Source organism: Parapedobacter lycopersici, from assembly GCF_040395035.1.
Taxonomy (GTDB): Bacteria; Bacteroidota; Bacteroidia; order Sphingobacteriales; family Sphingobacteriaceae; genus Parapedobacter; species Parapedobacter lycopersici_A.
Genome location: NZ_JBEBRB010000023.1, coordinates 1 through 25,154 on the forward strand (window position 1 = coordinate 1; position 25,154 = coordinate 25,154).

A 25,154-nucleotide genomic window follows, 5' to 3' on the forward strand; every position below is an offset into this window, starting at 1 on the left:
AGTAAGGAACCGTCGGGTAACTGGTGTAGCGCGGAGCCGCTACATTATATTTCTGAACCAGTTCGTTAAAGTCCCGCCCCATCACCGCACCGTTCGATTGGCCGTTAACTGTGTATCAGTTTGTTCCGTTTCCTTAGTTGGTTTTAGGGCACAGACTTTCTGGCAGCAGCATGCCGTGCCTACACATTTCCCACTCTCCCATAAGCTTAGGTGACGGATGATTTGTTCTGCAATACCCTTTATACTTAGCATGTCTTCCCGTGGGATATTGGCAATTTTAAATGCCATTGCAGTAGCCGTTTTCAAATCAATATGGGTAGTAATATTTGAACGGGTGATGATCTTGTTAACTCCCATGCTTTTCAGCTGCCAGAGCATCTCCTGGTCAAGAATGTCGTACGTGGAAACAATAACAACATTTTTTCCCCGGGCATAAACCACCGTGTTGGCATTTAGCTCATTGGAAATCAGCGTTAAGTCGTGCTTTTTAGCATTGGCACGGGCTAACGCTTCCTTTTCCTGTAGTTTGATATTATATGCAATTGCTTTCATTGTACGCTCGGTTTGGACTTCACTACATGCACATGGTAAAGCCGTTTTATGAGTATATGGTCACAAAGCTACATTGCCACCCGACGGTATCGGGTGAAAAGCATCAGTAAAAAATATGATTTTAGTTACATTCTGCCGGAGACAGGTTGCAGGAATTGGGTATTATTGCTTAATGTGCCGCAGTTTATGGATGGAATATATCCGGATCGCATTACCTTCTTTAACGATCAGCCGTTCATCTTTAAAATCGGCCAGCATCCGGCTGATCGTTTCATTTGCGGTACCTGCCAGGGCGGCAAGGTCGTCTCTGGAGATGCGGATGGTACATTCGTCCTGTTCCGGTGCATCAATTGTCTTCTCCGCTACGGTAATCAGCGCATTGGCTACCCGTTTGCGTACGGAATGGTAAGCAAAGCCCAGTAATTGCTCTTCCTTATCACGGATATTACCTGACAGCAATTTAATGAACTTTCCTGCAATTGCGGGCTTGCGGTAAACCAGCTCCAAAAAATTCTCTTTGTCGATCAGGGCCAATTCCGATTCTTCGAGCGTTTCGGCATTGTCATTATACTGCTGTTGCAGCAGCAGCGACTCATATCCGAAAAAAGCATGTTGGATGTGAATCTCGGTAGAAAGTTCGCGGCCATCCAGGTAATACAGAAAGTTGCGTACTTTACCCCGTTTTATATAATAGATATAAAGTGGGGGATCTTCTTCCTGATAAATAAGCTGTTTCTTCCGGTAGGTTTTCACCCGTGCATTGCGGACCAGTTCATCCAATAGCAGATCCTGCTTATCATCGCTCAGGTAAAGTCCCTTTTTACTTACGTCCGCTATTTCGCCAAGCTTTTTGCGTTTTTTCAGCCGGGTTTCAATTGCATTAAGTAATTCAACCTCATCAAACGGCTTGGTCAGGTAGTCATCAGCTCCCATTTCCATGGCCCGCCGCATATCAGCCCGTTCCGATTTTGCCGTCAGAAAAATAAAGGGTATCAGGGCCGTTTCTTTATGTTTTCCGAGCATGTGCAACACACCGAACCCGTCTAACTCAGGCATCATGATATCACATAGGATGATATCGGGCAGCCTGCTCAGTGCTTCGTCCACACCCGCTTTCCCATTACAGGCCGTATATACCTTATAGCCGGTAAGCTCAAGGATTTCCCGGGTACCTTCACGGATATCGTCGTTATCCTCAATGATCAATACGGTGATTGGCAGACTGGACATGGCAGTTAATTCAGGTTCAGGTTTTTAAAACTCAGCGTAATGACCGTCCCGCGATGCAGGGCACTCTGGCAATGTACCTGCCCATCCATCAGGGCGACATACCGCTTAACGATATTGAGCCCTAACCCAGTACCCGGGATGTTACCCGTATTATTGGCCCGGAAGAATGGTTCGAACAGGTTCTTTTGGTCTTCTTCTGGAATTCCGATGCCGTTGTCCTTCACCGTAATGGTGCAGTATTCGGCAGTGATTTCCGTGTTAAACTCGATAAAAGTATTCTCTCCGGAATACTTGATTGCATTGGATACCAGGTTAATAATACAATTTTTTATCAGGTTGGCATCCAGCGCAAATTCACCAACGGCCCCAGTGTGCTGATATACGATATGTTGGTTAGACTTGCATATAAGCTGCATTTCTTCGGTAATCTCTTCGGCGAGCTGAACCAGGTTGAGTTTTTCCTTATTCACCGCAACCTTTCCGGCTTCAAGCCGTTCAAGTGACAGAAAATCATTCAATATGCTGGTGAGCAATTGCACGGACCCTTTGATGCGTCCGGTATGTTTCAGCACGTTTGCAACATCTGGTTTTTCCACGTATTTCTCAATGAGCGATGCAGACAGTAATACCGAACTCAACGGGGTACGGAATTCGTGCGACGCCATGGAAACAAACCGCGATTTGAGCTGATTAAGTTCCTTTTCCTTAGCCAGGGAAAGACTTACTTCGGATTTGGCTTTCTCCAGCTGCGAAACAAGCCGGATCAGGTCCTTGGTCCGTTCACTTACCTTATTTTCCAACTCTTCGGTATAATGGAGCAGTTTTTCCTCAGCCTCCTTTTCTTTCGATAAATCGTGTACAAATCCGGTGAAGGCAGTCTTGTCCTCATAATGTACTTCACTGACCGCCAGCCTAAAAGGAAATGTACTTCCATCTTTCCGCCTGCCCCTGACTTCCCTTCCGATACCGATAATTTTCTTTACACCGGTTTCCAGGTAATTGCGGAGGTATTGATCATGATTGCTATGGTCCGGTTCGGGCATCAGCATGGATACGTTGTGGCCGATTACTTCATAAGCCTCATAACCGAAAAGGTGTGACGCTGCCGGATTGATCGACTCAACAATGCCATGCAGGTCAATAGTGATGATGCCATCAATGGCATTATCAATGATCGCTTTCAGTAGTCTCCCGGTATCCACTTAGGCCAGTTTTTTATACTTAATCCGCGTAGGCGCAACATCACCCAGGCGTTTTTTCCGGTTTTCTTCATACTCAGTATAGTTTCCTTCATAGAAGTAAACCTGTGAGTCGCCTTCAAATGCCAGTATATGTGTACAAATCCGGTCGAGGAACCAGCGGTCGTGTGAAATTACCACCGCGCAGCCGCCGAAATTCTCCAACCCTTCTTCCAGAGCACGCAGCGTATTCACATCAATATCATTGGTGGGTTCGTCCAGTAAGAGTACGTTGGCCCCTTTTTTTAATGTAATAGCGAGGTGTACCCTATTGCGTTCGCCCCCTGAAAGTACCTGCACTTTCTTTTGCTGATCTGCTCCATTAAAATTAAACTTGGATACATAAGCACGCGAATTTACCGCACGGTTGCCCAGTTGGATATTTTCATTGCCACCGGTAATATTTTCCCACACCGTCTGCTGCGGATCCAGGTCATCGTGCAGCTGATCCACATAACCTAATGCCACGGTTTCGCCCACACGGAAAGTACCACCGTCGGGTTGTTCCTGACCGGTAATTAACCGGAACAGAGTGGTCTTGCCTGCACCGTTTGGACCGATGATACCCACAATACCGGCGGGGGGTAACGAAAAACTAAGGTTTTCAAATAGCACCTTATCTCCATATGCTTTACTCACCTGTTGTGCCTCAATAACCACATTACCTAAACGTGGCCCGGGAGGGATAAACAGCTCCAGTTTCTCTTCCCTTTCTTTGGTTTCCTCCGAAGCAAGTTTCTCGTAATTATGTAGCCGTGCTTTTGATTTGGCATGGCGGGCCTTTGGCGCCATCCGCACCCATTCCAGCTCGCGTTCCAACGTTTTCTGCCGCTTGCTTTCTGCTTTCTCTTCCTGGGCAAGCCGTTTTGCCTTCTGGTCGAGCCAGGAAGAATAATTCCCTTTCCAGGGAATGCCTTCGCCACGGTCGAGCTCCAGTATCCACCCAGCCACATTATCCAGGAAATACCGGTCGTGTGTAACCGCGATAACAGTGCCTTTGTATTGTTGCAGGTGCTGCTCCAGCCAGTCGATGGATTCGGCATCCAGGTGGTTCGTCGGCTCGTCTAGCAGCAACACATCGGGTTCCTGCAGCAGTAAACGACATAATGCCACCCTCCGGCGCTCGCCTCCTGACAAAGTGGCCACTTTTCGTTCAGGAGCCGGGCAGCGTAACGCGTCCATTGCCCGTTCCAGCTTGCTTTCGATTTCCCAGGCGCCTACTGCATCTATTTTATCCTGCAGCTCACCCTGCCTCGATAGTAATTTATCCATCTCATCGGCATTTTCGTATACTTCCGGCAAGCCGAAACGCTCGTTGATTTCCTCATATTCTTTAAGAATCGCCGTAATTTCGGATACCCCTTCCTCCACAATCTCCAGTACTGTTTTTTCAGGGTTCAGTTCGGGTTCCTGCGCAAGATAACCTACCGAATATCCCGGAGAAAACACAACTTCGCCCTGGTAGGACTTGTCCAAACCCGCGATAATTTTCAGTAAAGATGACTTTCCGGAGCCGTTGAGCCCGATGACACCGATCTTCGCTCCGTAGAAAAAAGAGAGGTAAATATTTTTTAGAACTTGTTTCTGTGGCGGGTATATTTTATTGACCCCAGCCATGGAAAATATTATTTTTTCGTCAGCCATAGTTTAATTCCAAGAACTGCAAACTTAGCTAATTTGTTGCTATCATTGTACAAAAGATCGGTCCGAAAGCAACTTCCGTCATTCCCATCGGTTTAGCTGACTTTAACGAAAGAATCGTCAGAATGGTGTAATAGTTTCAATAGCATCTACTGACAAAATGTTAGCACCGTCCGTATGGCGCAATTGTTGATAAATGTTACATAAATAATTAAGGACACACGCGATAATTTTTATACATTTATCGCATCCTTATGCAATAAAAGAAAGGTACGACATTCATGGAAGCAAAATTTTCGCCTCGTGTAAAGGATGTGATTTCTTACAGCAGGGAAGAAGCCATCAGACTGAAGCATGATTATATTGGCACAGAGCACCTGCTGCTTGGCCTGATTCGTGAAGGAGATGGTATGGCCATCAAGATTTTGAAAGGCGCCGGCATTGACACCGTTGAATTACGCAAGTCTATAGAAGACGCCGTAAAGGGCTCCGCTATGTCCCGTGCACCAATAGGCAATATGCCACTGACGAAACAGGCAGAAAAGGTATTAAAAATCACCTACCTGGAGGCCAAAATATTCAAGAGCGATATTATCGGAACGGAGCATTTGCTTCTTTCAATTCTTCGCGACGAGGATAATATCGCCTCCCAGATCCTGCAGCAATTCAACATCAACTACGACGTATTCAAGGCCGATGTAGAACAGAATAAAGCCGGAATTACCGACCAGGCGTCCGGCTCCACAGCAGGTGATGATGATTTTAAGGAAGAAGATCACTTTAACCAACCCAAGAAAGTCTCGGACATTAAATCAAAGACGCCGGTACTGGATAATTTCGGGCGCGATTTGACCAAGGCTGCCGAAGATGGCCGCCTGGATCCTATCGTGGGCCGGGAAAAAGAAATCGAACGGGTTTCACAGATCCTTTCGCGCCGGAAGAAAAACAACCCCATCTTAATTGGTGAGCCCGGTGTGGGTAAATCCGCAATCGCCGAAGGGCTGGCCCTACGGATCGTGCAGCGGAAAGTTTCACGCGTGTTGTTCAACAAGCGGGTTGTTACGCTTGACCTGGCATCGTTGGTAGCTGGCACGAAGTACCGTGGACAATTTGAGGAACGGATGAAAGCCGTGATGAACGAACTGGAAAAATCACCGGACGTCATTCTCTTTATCGACGAAATCCATACCATCGTCGGAGCCGGGGGCGCATCGGGGTCATTGGATGCTTCCAACATGTTTAAGCCCGCCCTGGCACGCGGTGAAATCCAATGTATCGGCGCGACGACACTCGATGAGTACCGCCAATACATCGAGAAGGACGGTGCATTGGATCGCCGGTTCCAAAAAGTAATGATTGAGCCTGCCTCACATGATGAAACGGTAGAAATCCTCAACCGCATCAAGGAAAAGTATGAGGAACACCACAATGTGAACTATACGCCTGAAGCCATTGAAGCCTGCGTGACATTGACAACCCGGTATATTACCGATCGTTTCCTGCCTGATAAGGCCATTGATGCGTTAGATGAAGCGGGCTCCCGGGTACACCTTACGAATATTCATGTTCCGCAGAGCATCATTGATATTGAGCAGAAGATCGAAGAGATCAAAGTAGAGAAAAACAAAGTGGTCCGCAGTCAAAAATATGAGGAAGCGGCCAAATTGCGCGATACCGAAAAGAAACTGCTGGAAGAGCTTGAACAGGAAAAAACAGCATGGGAAGCCGAAACAAAAACCAAGCGGTATACGGTTACCGAAGATAATGTAGCTGAAGTGGTATCGATGATGACCGGCATACCCGTGCAACGGGTAGGGCAGTCCGACAGCCAGAAACTGCTTGGCATGGCTGACTCGATGAAAGGCCGTATTATCGGACAGGACGAAGCAGTTAAAAAACTCGTGAAAGCCATCCATCGGACACGTGCCGGTTTAAAAGATCCTAAAAAGCCTATTGGGTCATTCATTTTCCTTGGACCAACAGGCGTGGGTAAAACGGAGCTGGCGAAAGAACTCGCCCGGTTTATGTTTGACAGCGAGGATTCACTCATCCAGATTGACATGAGTGAGTATATGGAAAAATTTGCCATATCACGTTTAGTTGGCGCGCCTCCGGGATATGTAGGATATGAGGAAGGCGGACAACTCACTGAGAAGGTACGCCGCAAACCTTATTCGGTCGTACTGCTGGATGAGATTGAGAAAGCGCACCCCGACGTCTTTAACCTATTATTGCAGGTGCTGGACGAAGGCCAGTTAACGGACAGTCTGGGCCGCAAGGTGGATTTCAGGAATACGATTCTGATCATGACATCCAACATCGGCGCACGGCAACTGAAAGATTTCGGTCAGGGAGTCGGATTTACCACCGCTGCCAAAGCCGAACAGGCGGAAACGCATTCACGCAGTGTGATTGAAAACGCCTTAAAACGGGCATTTGCACCGGAGTTCCTCAACCGGATCGATGATGTTATTGTGTTCAATTCCCTGGATAAGGAACACATCTTTAAAATTATCGATATCGAACTGAAGTCGCTGTTTGTCCGCATCGAAGGCTTAGGCTATCACATCAACCTCCTGGACGCAGCGAAGGAATTCATTGCCGAAAAAGGTTTCGACAGTAATTTTGGTGCCCGTCCGTTGAAGCGGGCGATTCAGAAATACCTCGAAGATCCCATTGCAGAGGAAATTCTCAAAGGCGAAGTCACAGAAGGCAGTATGCTGGAAATTGACTACGACAAAGACAAAGAGGAGATTGTGGTTCATATTCAGGCCGGAGACGACAGTAAACCCTCGGATCTGGCTGAAGAGAAAAAAGACGATTAAACCGAAATATCACGGTCGGTAAAAGGCGTCCCGATTAAATCGGGACGCCTTTTTATTTTATGCGTAAAACATTGGTGCAATTATTGTGTTATATTCACCAACATAAAATGCGTCAGCTTTGTATACAACAAGTGACGTAATGTAGACACATAACATATTCCGTATGAAAAGGCTTTTACTTTTATTGATCGGCGCAACAACCGCCGTCGCATTATCATCCTGTACCAAAACCGAGCTAGTCGAAAACACATCGAATCGTTCATATGTATACACCATTGTACAGAATCAATGGCAATGGGATAATGGCGTTACCTATCAGGTGTATTATGACAAGGCCATCCCTGCCCTGACTGACTATTATTTGCTGGAAGGCAGCGTAAGCGTGGCCATCAGTTTTGATGATGAAGCAAGCTATGATATCCTGCCGACAACATTCAATGGGGTGGCGTACTCAGTAAATTATACCGTTGGAAACGTAACCATCTATGCCGAGGATCCTCTCGCGGATTCTGAAATTGAGGTTCCCTTACCGGAAAATGCTGTCGTAAAAGTAATCCTTTCCGACGCGGATTTCGCAGGTGAGTTATAACAATAAAAAAGCCGGCAAAAGCCGGCTTTTTTATTGTGCTGTTATGTGTTTATCTTTCCGCTCCCCCAAGCACGGCTTCACTGACGCCGGTAAAGGAAAAGCCACCATCGTGAAAGAGATTCTGCATGGTAACCATTTTCGTCAAATCCGAAAACAGGGTTACGGTGTAATCCGCGCATTGGTCGGCCGAAGCATTTCCCAACGGTGACATTTTCTCCGCGTAAGATATAAAATCACCAAAACCTTTTACGCCTGACCCAGCAGTTGTCTGCGTGGGCGACTGGCTGATGGTGTTTATCCGAACATGCTTTTTAACGCCATACTGGTATCCGAAATTCCGTGTAATGCTTTCAAGTAATGCCTTAGCATCTGCCATGTCGTTATAGTCCGGGAATACGCGCTGTGCGGCAATGTAGGTCAACGCCACAACCGAGCCCCATTCATTAATGGCATCTTTTTTCATAGCTGTGGCCAGTATCCGGTGCAGGCTGATCGCAGAGATATCGAATGCCTTATGCATGAAATCATAGTTGTTTTCGGTATAATGGATGCCTTTGCGTACGTTAATGCTCATGCCCACCGAATGGAGGATAAAGTCGACCCCTCCGCCAAAATGTGCTAACGTCTGATCAAACAAGTTCTCAATATCTTCGGTGCTGGTTACATCGGCCGGAATAACCGGTGCGTTATTGCACTCCTCCGCCAGTTGTTTAATCGTTCCCATCCGCAACGCCACCGGAGCGTTGGTTAATACAATTTCGGCGCCTTCCTGCACACAGCGCTGAGCCGTCTTCCACGCGATGGATTTATCATCCAGTGCGCCAAAAATAATTCCTTTCTTTCCTTTCAATAGGTTATGGGACATATGCAATGGTTTTAAATTACTGTATCGCTATTGCTGATTGAAGCGGGTAAAAATACTGTTTTTTTTTTATTGTAGTGCTGTTTCCGCTTTTTTGAAAAATAGCATTAACGTTCCAGCAGGTTTAAGCCTGGTTATTCAATAACGCCGCCGCATGCTGCATGGCCGCTTCTCCCGGTTCAGCGCCGCTCAGCATCTGGGCAATTTCAAGTACCCTATCAGCGGGTTGCAAGGGCATCATACCCGTAACCGTCTTGCCTGAGGATTCAGCCTTATACACTTTAAAGTGTGACCGCCCCCTGGCAGCAATCTGGGGCAAATGAGTAATCGCTATCACCTGCATATCGCCGCCCAAGCGCTCCATGATCTCTCCAACCCGGAGGGCCACTTCACCGGAGATACCGGTATCAATTTCATCGAACACAATGGTAGGCAGCGCCGATGTCTGTGCTACTAACGATTTGACAGCCAGCATCAGCCTTGAAAGTTCACCACCGGAAGCCACTTTACCTACCGGTTGCGGATCCTGCCCTTTGTTCGATGTGAACAAAAATTGGATGTCATCGCCCCCGCTTTCTTTCATTGCTTCCGTTCCTAACGGCTGCAGGACAATACGTAATACGCCGTTGGGCATGCCTACCGTATGCAGGATTTCGCTTACCGTCTTCTCCACCATCGGAATCGCTCCCTTCCTTGCCTCACTGAGCTCTGCTGCGCGTTTCAGCAACGCTGCTTTAAGTCCGGCCACTTCATCCGTTAACCGATGTATTTCTGCCTCGTCGGCAGACCGCGCATGCAACTGTCCGTGTAACGTCTCCCTTAACGTAATCAACTCGGTCACGCTGGATACGTGATGTTTCTGCTGCAACGCATATAGCTGACTGAGCCGTTCGTTAACTTCGGTCAGGCGGCCTTCATCCAACAGGACTTCCTGTTCCGTCCGGCTGAGTTCCTCACCCAGGTCTTTCAAATCAATCAGGCTGCTTTGCAGTCGCGCGGCCTGTTCACCAAGTGCCGGCAGGTAACGTTCGGCCTGCTGAAGCTGCTGCTGTGTTTCCCGGAGCAGGCCGAGCGCGTTGATTTCCTGGTCACGAAGCGCATATAATGCATTGATCAGTCCGCGTTTGATCTCTTCGGCATGCTCCAATTGGCGTTGCTCCTGCTCCAGTCGCTCCTGCTCGTCGGCTTCTAACCGGGCGGCCTCCAGTTCATCATAAAGAAATTGATGGTAGTCAGCTTCTGCATTTGCCTGTTGCGTGGCCTCCCGTAATGCCTCCAACCGCGCCCATGCCTTTCGGTGCACATGGAATTGATGCGTATATTGCTGTCGCAAGGCCTGATTTTGGGCTACGCTATCCAACACCAGTAATTGAAATGCCGGTGTATTAAGCTGGAGTGTGGCATGCTGCGAATGGATATCAATTAATTTCTCGGCAAGTGCTTTAAGCACCTGCAATGTTACCGGCGTATCGTTTACAAATGCGCGCGATTTTCCGTCGCTGTTGATTTCACGGCGGATAATAGTTTCCGGATCGTAATCAAGATCCTCCGCTACGAAAAAGTCCTGCAACGTATAGCCGGAAAGATCAAAAACGCCTTCGATGACGCACTTCCGGTCTTCATTGAAAAAATACTGGCGCTCCGCCCGCTGCCCGAGAATCAGCGACAATGCACCCAAAATAATGGACTTGCCAGCCCCTGTCTCGCCGGTGACAATATTTAATCCGCTATCGAAACGGATATCCAGTGAATTGATCAGAGCATAATTACTAATGGACAGGCGATTGAGCATAGTCTTCTCAGGGTTTGGTCAATGAACGGTACCGCTATCTACTATTACGTAAATTTTCATACTTACTCGTATTGGCGGGATCAACCGCTGCCAAAATATTGTAGGCTTGCATCCGCTCCTGCGGGGCTAAACCACTGCACACTCCCACTAACTCGTCTGACTTCGCGGTAAAAAAGACCTGATTGAACACGGCACCCTGGGCCAGGCGGTCTACCTTTTGCAGCAATGGCAACAGGTTGAACACGGCTTTGCGGGCTTCCTGTGTGTTGTCGGCCATTTTATCCAATCCATCCAGGTAAAAGCGATATAGGAAATCACGGATAGGCTGATACCGGCGGTCCTGCAGATTGTTGACTAGCCAAAACCGGTTATTTGTTCCTTCCATGGAACGCCAGCCATTGAACCCTGTATTCTGCGCATAATTCACAATGTTCTGTGCGGCCGCATAGAAAGGGGTGCCCCCATTGAGGGCGAACGTGTCTGCATCCAGCCCCACAATAACATACGCATAATAAGCCAGCAATGAGGTAAGATTTCCCATGAACTGCTGATCGGAATAATCCATTAACTGTCCCTCGGTGTAGCTGAAATTAAAATTATCGTCGGATATGCTCAACACCGGACTGTTGTAAGTGGTATTGTAAACCGGCCGGGTGGATATAATCTGCGCCTGTGCAGTGAAATTAGATGAGCCATCCCAAGCCGTAATCGTGAGGACGAGACTACAGTCAATCCGCTCCTGGGGCCCAACCTCGTTAGTGCTCCACGTCCGGTTGTTCAGGAAGTCCGAGATCGCCTTTTCCAGCACGTCCAGCATCCGCTTGTTGGTATTCTGTACCTGAGGAGAAAGAATTTGCACCCGCGCATTGAGATCCTGAGCCATTGCGGCACACGTAACTCCGATAAAAGTGATAAGCAAAACAAGTCGTTTTGCCTCTATATGCAACAGTCGGTTCATTGTTCAAAGATAGGGATAATGAAATAAAAAAGGCATAACCCCAGCGGTGCGATAAATAATTGCCTCTTTTATCTTAAGTTTGCATCCATGCCGGACTACAGTAGCGCACTAAGCAAATACCTGCCCCCGATGGCAGCGCCGGTAATCTCTCAATGGATTAACGACAATGCGTGTCACTTCCGGGTCAGCCGCAACCGTGTATCCAAATTTGGCGATTACCGTCCGCCTTATGGCAAGCACGGGCACCGCATATCGGTGAATCAAAGCCTCAACCCTTACTCCTTTCTGATCACCACCGTACACGAATTTGCCCACCTGAAAACGTGGAATACTTACAGGAACCTAGTGAAACCACATGGACCCGAGTGGAAAGCAAACTTCAGATTGCTCATGCAGCCTTTTCTGCAGGCAGCAGTATTTCCGGCGGACATCCTCGCCGCGCTCACCGCCTATATGGATAATCCGGCGGCCTCCAGCTGTGCAGACGAGCACCTGTTCAGGCAACTGCGGGAATATGACGATGCAGACAACCGGTTCCAGACGCTTGATCAACTTCCCGACAACGCACTTTTCTCGATACAAGGGGGGCGCGTTTTCCAAAAGAAGGAACGGCTGAGGAAACGCTACCGGTGCATTGAGGTAAAAACATTGCGGTCGTATTTATTTCAGCCGATAGCCGAAGTCCGCATGTTGGGCGGTAAGGAGGAATAAGGCGCGAAGACACATAGGGTCCGGCGTAAAGAATAACGGGAAAGGAGCAGGGGTCTGAAAACTATTCCGTAATTTTAGCGGATATTTAAGCTTATGTCGATATCAAAAACAACCGAGCTGCAAGCGCTGAAGCGCGTAAGTGACGTCGTGGCGCTGACGCTTAAGGAAATGCGGCAGTATGCCCGGCCGGGAATGACCACCAAACAGTTGGACGATTTCGGCGGTGAACTGCTCAGCCGGTTCGGCGCTAAATCGGCACCGGTAATCACATACGGCTTTCCGGGCTGGACTTGCATCAGTATAAACCAGGAGGTAGCTCACGGTATCCCATCCGAAAAGACCGTTTTGCAGGAGGGAGACCTGATTAACATCGACGTTTCAGCCATGCTGAACGGCTATTGGGCTGACAACGGCGGCTCTTTTGTACTCGGCAGGGATATCCATCAACACCAGCAATTGGTAGATGCATCAAAACAGATTCTGCAGCAGGCCATCCACCAGATAAAGGGTGGCGTACGTATTGGAGATATCGGCCACCTAATCGAAACCAAAGCGAAAAGGAACGGCTATACCGTAATCAAAAACCTGTGTGGGCATGGCGTTGGAAAAGGACTACATGAAGAGCCCGACCACATCTGCAATTACAGAGATCCATATGATACCAGACGGTTTCGGAAAAATACTGTTATTGCACTTGAAACCTTTATTTCCACCAAATCAACGTTCGCCGTGGAATCACCTGACGGGTGGACTTTGGTGGGCAACCGGGGCGGGTATGTGGCCCAGCATGAACATACCATTGTGATAACCGACGGGGTACCACTAATATTAACTGAAAAAAACGAAATCTGGAATTAACGGCATTACCTAAGCAATCCACTTCATTAACTAAATAATTATGTATACCGGACTCAAACACCTCCACTCTACGCTCGCCTACGTATTGCTCGCAGGCTTGGTTATTTCCATCCTTTATGTGCTGTTTGCCTACCTGCAAAACAAGGGATATAACCGGAAAATGGCTCTTTTAGGACTAATTTGCGCACACCTGCAATTCGTTGTCGGCCTGATTATCTATTTCGTGTCACCCTACGGCGTACAAAATGCCTCGGGGGCAATGCAGAATAGCATTTCACGCCTCTATTTTTTAGAACATCCCCTGACGATGCTCATTGCTGTTGTGCTGATCACCGTTGGATACTCCAGGGCAAAACGGCAACCCACCGCAAAAAAACAGAATGCAAGCGTGCTGCTGTTTTATGCGATTGGGCTGATACTGATCTTATCCCGTATTCCCTGGCACGTCTGGCCACAGCCGTAGGCCACCACACGATACAAAGTTAATATAGGCTACAATAGTGACCGGAGAAAATCCCTGGCTACTTTTGTAGCCTTTTTCTGTTTTCCATTATTTCCAATAATTTGTTATCTTTATCATAACAAATTTGTGCCGCCGCGTGTTTAACCAATAGCCGTTGCTTTATCGCCACTATGCTTATCCCATTAACCTGATAAATACTAACGATACAACGATTATGAAAACAGTTAAACAAATCTTAAAAGCCAAGCCGGACATTGTACATTCGGTCACGCCTGAAATTTCGGTTTATGATGCGTTGAAAACCATGATGGAGAAAAACATCAGTGCGCTGCTGGTGATTGAAGGCGGGCACTTGCTGGGCATCTTCACGGAACGGGATTATGCACGTAAAATCATTTTGCAGGGAAAGTCCTCGAAAGACACCGCCATCCATGAAGTCATGACAAAGGACCCGCATACCATTACGCGTGATGAAACAACCGACTACTGCATGCAGTTGATGACGCACCGCCATTTCAGGCACCTGCCGGTCGTGGAAGGCGCTACGGTCATTGGTATGCTTTCCATTGGGGACCTGGTAAAGCACATTATTGAAGACCAGCAGCAGACGATCAACCAGTTGGAAAATTACATCAATAGTTAATCGGATCGGCTAGCCAATAAAAAAACGCCTAACTCTTACGTCAGGCGTTACCTCTTATGCTGCGTGAAGCTCTATTTTATAATCCGGAAAACCACCCGGAATACAATTAACCATCCCAGTGCCAGCAGAATATTGGATATGGCTGACATCAGGAATGAATCCTGAATAAACCGAACAAATGTCCCTGCAAGGCCAATGGCCACTGCAAGCGCCAATGTAGTATAGTAATGGGTTTGGTTTGCGTTATTTTCCGTTTTCTTTGGTTGTCTTTTTTCTACTATTGTTGCCATGTCAGTAACGATTTGGCCTCAAATGTACAAAATAATTTTTCGTTATGGAATACCCGCCTTACATATACATGCATCTAATTACATCGGATCGCAACCGCCGCATAATGACACAGCCATTCCATATTCCCTGCTAGGGCGTCTACACGTACAGATCCAGCACCAATACGCCCAAAAGCCCCACAACAGATACAATGGTTTCCATTAACGACCAGGATCGGATCGTATCCCGGAGGTTCAGGCCAAAATATTCTTTAAACATCCAGAATCCCGGATCATTTACATGGGAGAACATTAAACTTCCTGCCCCGGTGGCCAGCACCATCAGTTCCGGACTGGTACTGGTTGAGGCAATGAGTGGCATCGCGATGCCTGCCGTGGTAAGGCCGGCCACCGTAGCGGACCCCAGCGATATGCGGATCGCCGCTGCAATTGCCCACACTAGAATCAAGGGCGAAAAAGAGAGCCTGTCGGCCCACCCGGCAATATAGTCACCCACACCACCAGTTACCAATACTTCCTTAAATGCCCCTGCACCCCCGATGATAAACAGGATCATGGAAATACTGCGCACAGCCTCTTCCATATTCCCCATAATCACCTTCATCGTCTTCCCGCGGGCAAGTCCCATGGTATAAACCGCTACCAAAACGGAAATCAGCAATGCGATAACCGGATGACCGGCAAAAGCGATCCCTGCAGCTATGGCTGAATCCGCGGGTAGCACAAATGCCAGGGCAGATGCCAGCGCGATGAGCAATACCGGCAACAAACCGGTAAACATACTGACCCAGAACCCCGGAATTTCTTCGTCGGCAAACGTTTCAACTTCCATAAACTGCGGCGGCGGACTCGGGTGGATACCCTTAAGCGTCCAGGAGAAAAATACGCCACCCAAAATGATGGCCGGTATGGCGATAGCGGTGCCATAAATTAATGTAAGTCCGAGATCTGCCTGGTATAACGCAGCAATCGCCGTGGGTCCCGGATGCGGCGGAAGATAGCCGTGGGTCACCGATAGCGATGCCAGCATCGGCAGGCCCACATACAAAAGCGGTAGGCCGGTCTGTATCGCAATGGCGAACACAAAAGGCACCAGGATGACGAATCCAACATTATAAAACATGGGAATACCAACGGCAAACCCTATAATTACCGCCGCCCATTGTACGTTGCGCCGCCCGAACGCATGGATCAGACTGGAAGATATCCGGTGAACACCGCCGCCATCTGCAATCAGTTTACCGAGCATGGCACCAAAGCCCAGTATCATGGCCAGTGAGCCCAATGTATCCCCCATCCCGTGTTCAATGGCCTGCACCACGTCAGACACCGGCAGCCCCTGCGCAACACCCACAGCCAGTGAAACAATAATCAACGAAAAAAAAGAGTTGAGCTTACCAACTACGATGAGCAGCAATAAGAGCAGCACACCACCCGCAACAATAACAAGAGGCATAATACATATCGGTTATGTAGTAATTAATTAAATTCATCTTTAACCTTATCATACAGGCGTTCGAAACGTTCAAAATTTACCCGGTAAACCTCATGCCTTGCCGGGCTGGGCAAAATAATTTCCGAAGGCGGCGGCTGGTCAGCGATGTCGATGAACGTTGACCGTTTGCCCAGCGCATTTAATACGGTAACATATGCACCTCTTGCAGCAGCCTCCACATTTTTACGCACATGTACCGGTCTGTCGAACACATCGGCCAACACCTGAAGCCAGAGTGACGAGTAAGCGAATCCGCCGTTTGCATGTATCGTGTGGATTGGTCCCGTGATTTCTTCCAGCACCCTACCCACGCTGTACACCCCGAAAATGACACCTTCCAGCAGCGCCCGTACAAAATGTGCTTTACGGTGATGAAGCTGAACGCCGAAAAACATGCCCTTGGCTTCGGCATTCCAATGCGGCGAACGCTCTCCCGTTAGGTAAGGAAGGAAAAGCAGCCCTTCTGATCCTGCCGGCACGCCGGCGGCGGCGTCCATAAGCCCGTGGAAAGCCGCATCGCTGGACACAGCAGCCGGTTCAAAACTATCTTTAAACCATTGAAGCACAATCCCACCATTATTCACTGCCCCACCGAGTACATGCAGTTCACGCGTTAGTACATAACTGAACGTACGGGCCTTATCATCGGTGCGCGGCCGGTCCGACGTCATTCGGACAGCTCCGCTGGTTCCGATAGTAACTGCTGCCGCGCCCGGCTGTATCACGTCCGCACCCAAATTGGCCAGGCAGCCGTCGCTTCCGCCAATGACAAAGGGGACATCTTCCGCAATGCCCATCCTGGCTGCCAGGTGCTCATCCATTCCTTCCATGCAATAGGTAATGGGTACGGGTTCAGCAAGGCGATCAGCAGAGATGCCAGCTATTTCCAATGCCGCTGGATGCCAGTTGAACTGATGGATATCAAAAAGTCCGGTAGCGGAGGCAATGGATTCGTCAATTACATACCGCCCAAACAACCGCAGGAAAACATACTCCTTAACGGAGATAAACTTGTACGCGGCGGCATGGACTGCTGGCAGATGCATACGCATCCAGCCCAGTTTGCAAAGTGGCGACATGGGATGTATCGGCGTGCCCGTAGCCCGGTAAATGGCGCTACCTTCGGGCGTATCGCTCAATTGCGAGGCAAATGCGGTAGCCCGGGTATCCGTCCAGATGATGCAATGCGTCAGGGGTATCCCCTGTTTATCCATTGCGATAATGCCGTGCATGGCACTGCTGAATCCAACACCCAGCAAGTCGCTGTTATTACCTGTCTGCCGGTTAACCCCCTGTACCGTTTGGCCAATAGCCCGGATAACTGCTTCAAACAGCACTTCCGGGTCCTGTTCAAAATAATGTGGCTGCGGATTCAGGATCGGGTAAGTCACGTGATCCGTACGAAGTACATCTCCCTTCATATCAAACGCAACCGTTTTTGTGCCGGAAGTACCGATGTCTACACCAATAATATAGTCCATGTAAATGCGGTTATAATCAGCATATAGCCCGTCAGCAACGTCGACAGGCCCGAGGGTGTTACACAAACTAAGATAAAATTGCTTTTATATGCAAGTTTCTGGCTACTGCATGATAACTATTTATCGGTCGCCCGGCTGCCACTCAACGGCCAGACGAACAGATAACACAGAATAATCTGAAGTAAACATGGAGGATTTAGCGTTTTTTGCTTAACATTGCGTCAATCAGCACCGCGGTAAGCTATGTACAAATCGCTTTATTTATTGATCGCACTGTCACTCCCTTTTTTAGGCTTTGCGCAGCGAAACCAGGCCATCAATCATTTCATTATCAAGGAAAACCTGATAAAAAACGATAAACTGGCTGTTATTGCGACCGATGCGGATGAAGTCCCGCTCGATGGCATTTCGGGCACATACCAATTTGTGATCAACGGATTCCACCAGGAACTGCATTTTAACGAAGGGGTTGCTATTACTCCCCAGGCAATCGAAACATCGGCCTTTGTATTCATTAAGCACCGCAATGAAAACGGGTCCCACGGCCGGCTGTATTACGTACTGAAAAACCAAGAAGGCCTCAATCCGATTGCCATTAACTGGTATTACCTTATCCTTATCCCTGCTATCTTTTTAATAATCGCCTACCTTTTCAAAAGACTGATGATCTTAGCGGTACTGGTGCTGATTGGGTTATTTATCTTCAATTACAGCAAAGGGCTGGATTTGGAAAACATTTTCGACACCATCGTTCACGGCATCAAGGAATTACGGTTTTAGGTATTGGTAAAATCCGGCTGATAGCCGGGCTGACAGCGCCATTAAAATGGCATCCCGATGCCGAAATTATACTGGATAAAATTATACCGGTCGGGTGCATTCGTAAGGCGGTACCCGGTCTTGAAGTCGCGGCTATCGAACAACTCCGAAATCACCCACTGTTTCGAACCACTAAACTGCGGGTCGCGTATTTTCACTCCTGCATCCAGCCGGATAACGAAATAATCCAGGTCGAAACGCAGTCCCGCACCGGCACCTATCGCAATCTGGCCCAGGAATTTGTCAAATTCGAATTCGCCTCCCGGATTAAGTTCATTTTGCCGGATCCGCCAGATGTTGCCGAAATCAGCAAAAGTGGCACCTTTCAGTTTCGCCCCAAATATATCATCCATCACCTTAAACCGGTATTCCACATTGCCTTCCAGTTTAATCTCCCCCAACTGGTCGAGATTCCTGAGGTTCAGCCGGAGGCCGGGGTCAAGCACTGCGCGGTTATAGTTGCCGGGGCCGAGTGTCCGTGCCTGCCAGGCCCGGATTCCGTTCATCCCCCCGCCAAAGAAACTTTTTTCAAAAATCAGCAGGCTGGAGTTATTGCCATAGGGGATAGCAATGCCCGGATTAAGTCGCAACACCAGCTGCCGTTCCCCACCGAAATGCCGGTACAGCCGCAGATCGGTCTCCACCTTAGCATATTGCAGATAAGGCACTCCCATGATTTCCCGTTCGCCGTCCTCATTTTGCCGGAAATTGATTACTTCCCCGGCCAGGCCAAGTAAATTGCCGCTGAGATCTAGCCCGCCCCGGAAATAAAAAAAGTCAGCCAGGCGGGTCAGCCTCGCCGCGTTGACGGTGTAAGTATATTGTGAGCCCAGCCCAAAATAAGCGCGGTTATTGCTGCGTACATAAAGCAAGAACCCTTCATCAATCAGCTGCTGTGCAAAATCGCTGTTCAATTGCCCAAACCGGTATTCCAGTACCAGCGGGGTCAGCTGGTGCTGCCGATAAGGCGTACTGAACCAGCTGTACGATATGGTGTTGCTCACGTACCGGTTTGAATACGTCCGGTATTGGTCAAATGCCTGCACATTGGAAGAAAATATGGTACGCGGCAAACCGTTTTTGCTGACATCAGGTACGCTGAATGGCAGGATCAGGCGCGGTACCGTAATGTTTACCCCCACCTGAAAATCATTGTTAAATACCCGGTCAAACAAGTTGCCTTCCAGCCGGGAGTCAAACAGCACACCATAACGGAGTTTCACTTCGAGCTGTTCTGATCCGCCGAAAAGGTTACGATGCGTAAAGGTATTCCCGATATTGAAACCGCTCATACCTGAGTTGAATGTATACTCGCCTTCAATCTGATTCCCCATATAGGGTCGTGGTGTCAGTTCATAATGCACATTGAGCCTGCTGGAATCGGACTTGCGGTATTCGATCTTAACGCTGCGGAAGCTGTTGAGCTCATAAAGACGGTCATACGTCAGGTTTTCCATATCCATGCTGTACGTATCACCCTGCTGCTGAAAAAGGTAACGGGCAATCGGTTCCGGCCGGAACCGGGTTGTACGGTCCTCAAAGTGAAGTCCGCCCGGTAATGTGCTCCGTTCCGGCTGGTCATGGTTAAGACCTGGCCGGCTATGGCTGATCGTGATAAAGCTGCTGTCAACCGTGAATTTAGTATGGGCCTGCTGTCCCTCGGGATTATCGATGTAAAGCCTGATGTCCGCCTGATTGCTGTGCAGGTTCGAATCCACATCAACACGCACATACTGTCTTAAATAATCGTAATATCCATGCTGGCGCATCAATTGATAAATGCGTTCCCGCTCAGCAACCAGCGAATCCGCATCATAGCGCATCCCCGTTCGGATACGCCCCTTTTCTGGTTGGCTTTGTGCATATAACCGCTCCAGCACGGGGTCTTTAATAGCCGTATTTACATGACGCAGGGTAAAGGGTTCACCGGGTTCAATATCGAACGTAATGCGGGCCTTCTTTTTCTGCAACGAAATCTGATGCGAAACCGCCGCGTTGAAATAACCTTTAGCCGTTAAAAACCGGCTGATCTGCTGGGCAGAAAAATCAACCAGCGCACTATCCAGCAAATGCGGGGGCTCTCCCACATGACGGATATGCTCCGTTCGGTAGCGGCCATTCTGGGCATTGGCAAAATTATAGATAAAAAGGTCAACTGGTGAGTTTGGCCGTATTTCAGGGGGGATGTAAGCCGCTGCCTGTTCCTGAAAGGCGGGATCAATCCCCTCGATGGCCACCTTCGTCACTAACGCCTGGTCATCGCCCAGCAAGCGGGTAGAACGGCACGATGCAAATAATACCAACAAAAGCCCTATACTTGCGTAGGCAAAAAAACAATTCCGTTTAATCATTAACCATGCTTTCAAAACCACAGATCCGGACCATCACTTCGCTGCAACAAAAAAAATTCCGTAAAGAAAATGGGCTGTTCATTGTAGAAGGTACTAAATCATTAACGGAATTTATCCATTCGGATTATCTCGTCCAACATATTTTTTATACGCCGCAGGCGGCTGCAAAATTGGGTAAAATACCCCAAAATATAAAATCGGAGGAGGTCAGTGAACAGGAACTTAACCGCATAAGTGCACTGAAAACCCCGCAGGGGGCATTGGGACTGGTGGAAATTCCCAAAGAAATACAACTTGATCCCGGTCAGCTCCACAGCCGGTTCCATTTGGTATTGGATGGGGTACAGGATCCGGGTAACTTAGGCACCATTATCCGTACAGCAGAATGGTTCGGTTTTAACCAGCTGATCTGCTCATTGGATACCGTAGATGCATATAACCCCAAAGTTGTGCAGGCCAGTATGGGATCACTGGCCCGCATGCGCATATACTATACCGACATCGAGCGGCTGGCCGCCAACGCCACCGTACCCGTATTCGGGGCCGTACTGAACGGGGTGTCCCTATATGACGCTGATTTTTCCGGCGAAGGGCTGATTGTGCTGGGCAACGAAGGCAATGGGATCAGTACCGCCGTACTGGCCCACGTCGGACATCGGGTTACCATTCCCCGTGTCGGCGGGGCAGAATCGCTTAACGTGGCGGTGTCGGCCGCACTTTTTTGTGCTGAACTGACGAGAAGGGGTTGATGCAGATTGTCAAAACGCCGGAAAACAGTTATCTTTGTCTCTTGTTTATATCTATAATTGCCATGTAATCGTTCACTACTCCCTTGTACAGCTGCCGCTTGTGATAAGCGCCATTTTGATTATTTTTTAACGATTATGTTTATTATTCATGGCCAAGAGAAAAATTTTTGACACCGCCATACAACCCGAAACCGCCGTGCTGGTCGGCATTATTTTGCCCGATGAGCGCGAAGAGAAAGAGCAGGAATACCTGGAGGAGCTTGCTTTTTTGGTCGACACCGCCGGTGGGGTGGTAAAAAATATATTTACCCAAAAACTGACACATCCAGACCGCGCCACGTTTGTGGGCACGGGCAAACTGGATGAGATTAAATCCTATGTTGCCGCTGAGGAAATCGACATTGTCGTTTTTGACGACGAGCTTTCGCCATCCCAGTTACGCAACATTGAAAAAGCACTGGGCGTCAAGATACTGGACCGCAGCAACCTCATCTTGGATATCTTTGCCCGCCGGGCAAAATCGGCACAGGCCAAAACGCAGGTCGAGCTGGCGCAGCTGCAATACCTGCTGCCCCGGCTTACCCGCATGTGGACGCACCTGGAGCGCCAGCGCGGGGGGATCGGAATGCGGGGTCCGGGGGAAAGCCAGATTGAAAGTGACCGCCGGATGATCCTGAACAAGATTTCCCTGCTTAAAGAACGCCTTAAATCCATTGACAGGCAGAATGAGACCCAGCGCAAAAACCGCGGACAGCTCATTCGCGTGGCCCTGGTTGGCTATACAAACGTGGGAAAGTCGACCATCATGAACATGATATCCAAATCGGATGTATTTGCCGAGAATAAACTTTTTGCCACACTCGATACCACCGTGCGTAAAGTAGTTATCGACAACCTGCCTTTCCTGCTATCCGATACGGTCGGGTTTATCCGGAAACTGCCTCACCACCTGGTCGAATGCTTTAAGTCGACGCTCGATGAGGTAAGGGAAGCCGACATCCTCATCCACGTGGTGGATATCTCCCATCCAAGCTTTGAAGACCATATCCGCGCAGTAAATGAAACACTGAAAGACCTGGGTGCGCTGGACAAACCGACTATTACCGTGTTTAATAAAATAGATGCCTATCAGCCTGTGCCGGAACCGAAACCGGGGGAGGATGCAGCTGAGCAGGCAGAGCCGATGACACTGGCTGATTTCAAAAGCAGTTGGATGGCCCGCCATAACAGTCCGGCCGTGTTTATTTCGGCCACCGACCGAACGAACATTGAAGAATTCCGGCGGTTGCTATATGACACCGTGGTTGAAATACACACTACGCGGTATCCGTACGATAATTTGCTATATTAGCTCATGACAGCTGGCCGATTGCCGACAGCTGCCAAGTCAACAGATGAACAAAAAAGTCATTTTTGAAGATTGGGGTCTTGTGGATTACCAGGCAGCCTGGGACCGCCAGGAGACGCTATTTGCTGGTGTTGTCGGGCAGAAGACCGAGAACCGGATAAACGGCACGGCACACCCCACACCTAATTACCTGATTTTTACCGAACATCCACACGTGTATACATTGGGAAAAAGCGGAAAAGCGGAGAATTTATTGCTGAATGACCGGGAACTTGAACAAAAACAGGCGACCTATTATAAAATTAACCGTGGGGGAGACATTACCTATCATGGCCCCGGACAAATTGTAGGTTACCCGATTTTGGACCTGGATAATTTTTTTACGGACATCCACCGCTATTTACGGACACTCGAAGAGGCCGTTATCCGTACCTTGGCCGGATATGGGATCCCCGGAGAACGCTATCCCGGATATACCGGTGTGTGGCTTGATGCCGATAATGAGCGTGCACGGAAAATCTGTGCATTGGGTGTACGTGCCAGCCGCTGGGTAACCATGCACGGGTTTGCCTTTAATGTAAATACCGATTTGGCGTACTTCAATCACATCGTTCCCTGCGGCATTGACGACAAAGACGTCACCTCCCTTGCCCGGGAGCTGGGGCGTCACGTGGATATCGACGAGGTAAAAGATCGCCTGCGGGCGCAGATCGCCGATTTATTTGGTATGGAATGGGAGGCGAACGCCACCACTTAACGCAATACCGGCTTCTCTCCTTTTAAGAGCTCGGTTACGTCCAGTGGTCGGGAATCAGACATGTCTTGTCCCCCGCCCGGCAATTCCTTGAAGCGGTTACCCGACCGGGATCGACGAATGCTCATCTGCATATCCAGCCGTGCCTGCATACCCGGGTCAATAATGCCAAGGGCTGTTCCCAACAACGGGTCGGTCTTTGATCCGATAGGCTGGAGGGCCACACTTTCCTCCGCAACGGCGTACTGTGGGGTCAGCCCATTGATGAATCCGCCTTCGCCGTTTTTATTCTGGTATTTAAGCACAATCGGTTGTATGCCCCAGCTGTCGGCAAACCGGGGATCGGTATTTTCAATCGTGTAGGATGCCTCGTCTTTACCAACCGTTGTACCGCCGATGTGGATAACATTCGCATTGCCCAGGAAAGGCCGGAGGTTATTAATCAGCAGTTCGCTTGCCGAAGCCGAACTGGATGTTGCCAGGATAAACACACGGCCCAGTCCCAGATTCAGTGACTGGACCAGGTCGTTGTTGTCAGCACCGAACAGATCCCCGTAGGTATATTCGGCGTCTTTTATCCCGCTGTTAAAGTCCATCCGGATAAACGGACTGTTGATGTCAAAATCCCGGTGGATCAATGCGGATAAAAGGCCGGCAATAGCGACGGCACCTCCACTATTGTAACGCTCGTCGACGATCAGCTCCTGTACGCCGGCTTGCTTAAACTTAACAAAGGCATCTACGAGCTCCTGTGCCTGCGTCGCCAAAAACCGATTGTAAAATAAATAGCCGACCTTTGTTCCGTTTTCAGCGGTCAATACGGTATCCAGAAGAATGGCAGATTCCCGGAATCCTTCAACGGGAGCCAGCTCCACGGTTTCACCCGTATTCACAATATTACCGCCGTCGTCCAGCACCGCTTTCGTGAGTGTAAACGGATCGCTGCCCTGCAGTGCGTCGATACCCTGTACATATCCCTCGGCATCAACCGGCATCTCCTGGCCATCGAGTTCAATAAACAAGTCGCCCCGCTTAATGCCGGCCATATCGGCAGGCGACCCTTTCAATACATAGCGGACGGTAAGGCCCGCAATAAGCCCATCGCCTGTATTGATACCAAAAAAGCCATACCCCAACCCACTGGTCTTGATAATTCCCGATAATTCGCCCTTTAACTCACGGATATTCTGTATCCATGAAAAACGGTCCGTTGGTCGGTTAAGCAGGCTCTCAAAAAAAGCAGCCGGATCCTGATCAAAATTGAGCCGTTCATCGCCTGGGATAGCAGTGTTCCAGTAATACCAATACCGCATGCTGTCTGCAACCCACTGGTTCACCTCACTGTTGGTTACCGCACCCACGGGGCCGGTCCCCGCATCCGGTTCTTTTGTACAAGCAATAAACAGCAAAAAAGCCGCAAGTACCCCTGATGGTAAAATGCATTTCACCAGCCGTGTGAGAAAGTGTGTGCCCATAGCGATGTAATTATAGTAGTGGTAAACGTG

22 protein-coding genes are annotated in these 25,154 nt (G+C 48.9%); 10 read left to right on the plus strand and 12 right to left on the minus strand.

Annotation, left to right across the window (positions count from 1 at the left end):
• Positions 1-81 precede the first annotated feature (81 nt).
• The 4 genes from ABWO75_RS06855 to ettA form a co-directional block, all read right to left on the minus strand.
• A complete protein-coding gene (locus tag ABWO75_RS06855) occupies positions 82-552 on the minus strand; it encodes a Rossmann-fold NAD(P)-binding domain-containing protein (RefSeq protein ID WP_353183909.1) in 471 nt (156 codons plus the stop codon).
• 162 nt (positions 553-714) lie between these two features.
• Positions 715-1,782, minus strand: coding sequence for a response regulator (locus ABWO75_RS06860; protein WP_353183911.1), 1,068 nt, complete (start codon positions 1,780-1,782; stop codon positions 715-717).
• A gap of 5 nt (positions 1,783-1,787) precedes the next feature.
• The gene (locus ABWO75_RS06865) at positions 1,788-2,984 is read right to left on the minus strand and encodes a PAS domain-containing sensor histidine kinase (RefSeq protein ID WP_353183913.1); all 1,197 of its coding nucleotides are present in this window, start codon (positions 2,982-2,984) and stop codon (positions 1,788-1,790) included.
• Positions 2,985-4,664 carry an energy-dependent translational throttle protein EttA gene (gene ettA, locus ABWO75_RS06870; RefSeq protein WP_353183915.1) on the minus strand — a complete coding sequence of 560 codons (1,680 nt, stop codon included), beginning with the start codon at positions 4,662-4,664 and terminating at the stop codon, positions 2,985-2,987.
• 278 nt (positions 4,665-4,942) lie between these two features.
• Here ettA and ABWO75_RS06875 point away from each other — a divergent pair, with 278 nt between their 5' ends.
• Positions 4,943-7,486, plus strand: coding sequence for an ATP-dependent Clp protease ATP-binding subunit (locus ABWO75_RS06875; protein WP_353183917.1), 2,544 nt, complete (start codon positions 4,943-4,945; stop codon positions 7,484-7,486).
• A gap of 163 nt (positions 7,487-7,649) precedes the next feature.
• Complete coding sequence (locus tag ABWO75_RS06880; protein ID WP_353183919.1) at positions 7,650-8,075, plus strand: hypothetical protein; 426 nt, start codon at positions 7,650-7,652, stop codon at positions 8,073-8,075.
• A 49-nt stretch (positions 8,076-8,124) separates the two neighbouring features.
• Here the strand turns inward: ABWO75_RS06880 and ABWO75_RS06885 are convergent, their stop codons facing one another.
• The 3 genes from ABWO75_RS06885 to porD all read right to left on the minus strand — a co-directional run bounded on the left by ABWO75_RS06885 (position 8,125) and on the right by porD (position 11,687).
• Positions 8,125-8,940, minus strand: a complete 816-nt coding sequence (locus ABWO75_RS06885; protein WP_353183921.1) for an enoyl-ACP reductase FabI — start codon at positions 8,938-8,940, stop codon at positions 8,125-8,127.
• A 121-nt stretch (positions 8,941-9,061) separates the two neighbouring features.
• On the minus strand, positions 9,062-10,729 hold the full coding sequence (recN, locus tag ABWO75_RS06890) for a DNA repair protein RecN (RefSeq protein WP_353183923.1): 1,668 nt from the start codon (positions 10,727-10,729) through the stop codon (positions 9,062-9,064).
• A gap of 34 nt (positions 10,730-10,763) precedes the next feature.
• Positions 10,764-11,687, minus strand: coding sequence for a type IX secretion system protein PorD (porD, locus tag ABWO75_RS06895; RefSeq protein WP_502922395.1), 924 nt, complete (start codon positions 11,685-11,687; stop codon positions 10,764-10,766).
• Positions 11,688-11,774: 87 nt separating this feature from the next.
• Between porD and ABWO75_RS06900 the strand changes: the two genes are divergently transcribed.
• The 4 genes from ABWO75_RS06900 to ABWO75_RS06915 all read left to right on the plus strand — a co-directional run bounded on the left by ABWO75_RS06900 (position 11,775) and on the right by ABWO75_RS06915 (position 14,362).
• On the plus strand, positions 11,775-12,398 hold the full coding sequence (locus tag ABWO75_RS06900) for a SprT-like domain-containing protein (RefSeq protein ID WP_353183927.1): 624 nt from the start codon (positions 11,775-11,777) through the stop codon (positions 12,396-12,398).
• Between the two features lie 93 nt (positions 12,399-12,491).
• Positions 12,492-13,256: a type I methionyl aminopeptidase gene (gene map, locus ABWO75_RS06905; protein ID WP_353183929.1), complete on the plus strand. Its 765-nt coding sequence runs from the start codon at positions 12,492-12,494 to the stop codon at positions 13,254-13,256.
• Positions 13,257-13,296: 40 nt separating this feature from the next.
• A complete protein-coding gene (locus tag ABWO75_RS06910; protein ID WP_353183931.1) occupies positions 13,297-13,719 on the plus strand; it encodes a hypothetical protein in 423 nt (140 codons plus the stop codon).
• A 214-nt stretch (positions 13,720-13,933) separates the two neighbouring features.
• Positions 13,934-14,362 (plus strand): CBS domain-containing protein, encoded by a 429-nt coding sequence (locus ABWO75_RS06915; protein ID WP_353183933.1) that lies wholly within the window; start codon positions 13,934-13,936, stop codon positions 14,360-14,362.
• Between the two features lie 71 nt (positions 14,363-14,433).
• On the opposite strand, the gene ABWO75_RS06920 is transcribed toward ABWO75_RS06915, so the two are convergent.
• The 3 genes from ABWO75_RS06920 to ABWO75_RS06930 form a co-directional block, all read right to left on the minus strand.
• Entirely contained in the window at positions 14,434-14,652 is a 219-nt protein-coding gene (locus ABWO75_RS06920) for a hypothetical protein (RefSeq protein ID WP_353183935.1), read from the minus strand.
• 139 nt (positions 14,653-14,791) lie between these two features.
• Positions 14,792-16,108: a gluconate:H+ symporter gene (locus ABWO75_RS06925; protein ID WP_353183937.1), complete on the minus strand. Its 1,317-nt coding sequence runs from the start codon at positions 16,106-16,108 to the stop codon at positions 14,792-14,794.
• Between the two features lie 23 nt (positions 16,109-16,131).
• Complete coding sequence (locus ABWO75_RS06930; RefSeq protein ID WP_353183939.1) at positions 16,132-17,628, minus strand: gluconokinase; 1,497 nt, start codon at positions 17,626-17,628, stop codon at positions 16,132-16,134.
• A 243-nt stretch (positions 17,629-17,871) separates the two neighbouring features.
• Here ABWO75_RS06930 and ABWO75_RS06935 point away from each other — a divergent pair, with 243 nt between their 5' ends.
• Positions 17,872-18,408, plus strand: coding sequence for a hypothetical protein (locus ABWO75_RS06935; RefSeq protein ID WP_353183941.1), 537 nt, complete (start codon positions 17,872-17,874; stop codon positions 18,406-18,408).
• A 41-nt stretch (positions 18,409-18,449) separates the two neighbouring features.
• On the opposite strand, the gene tamL is transcribed toward ABWO75_RS06935, so the two are convergent.
• The gene (tamL, locus tag ABWO75_RS06940; protein ID WP_353183943.1) at positions 18,450-20,798 is read right to left on the minus strand and encodes a translocation and assembly module lipoprotein TamL; all 2,349 of its coding nucleotides are present in this window, start codon (positions 20,796-20,798) and stop codon (positions 18,450-18,452) included.
• A 5-nt stretch (positions 20,799-20,803) separates the two neighbouring features.
• On the opposite strand from tamL, the gene ABWO75_RS06945 reads away from it, so the two are divergent.
• The 3 genes from ABWO75_RS06945 to lipB all read left to right on the plus strand — a co-directional run bounded on the left by ABWO75_RS06945 (position 20,804) and on the right by lipB (position 23,652).
• Entirely contained in the window at positions 20,804-21,547 is a 744-nt protein-coding gene (locus ABWO75_RS06945; protein WP_353183945.1) for a TrmH family RNA methyltransferase, read from the plus strand.
• Positions 21,548-21,695: 148 nt separating this feature from the next.
• On the plus strand, positions 21,696-22,898 hold the full coding sequence (hflX, locus tag ABWO75_RS06950; protein ID WP_353183947.1) for a GTPase HflX: 1,203 nt from the start codon (positions 21,696-21,698) through the stop codon (positions 22,896-22,898).
• Positions 22,899-22,941: 43 nt separating this feature from the next.
• A complete protein-coding gene (lipB, locus tag ABWO75_RS06955; RefSeq protein WP_353183949.1) occupies positions 22,942-23,652 on the plus strand; it encodes a lipoyl(octanoyl) transferase LipB in 711 nt (236 codons plus the stop codon).
• On the opposite strand, the gene ABWO75_RS06960 is transcribed toward lipB, so the two are convergent.
• Entirely contained in the window at positions 23,649-25,124 is a 1,476-nt protein-coding gene (locus tag ABWO75_RS06960; protein WP_353183951.1) for a S41 family peptidase, read from the minus strand. The genes lipB and ABWO75_RS06960 overlap by 4 nt on opposite strands.
• Positions 25,125-25,154 lie beyond the last annotated feature (30 nt).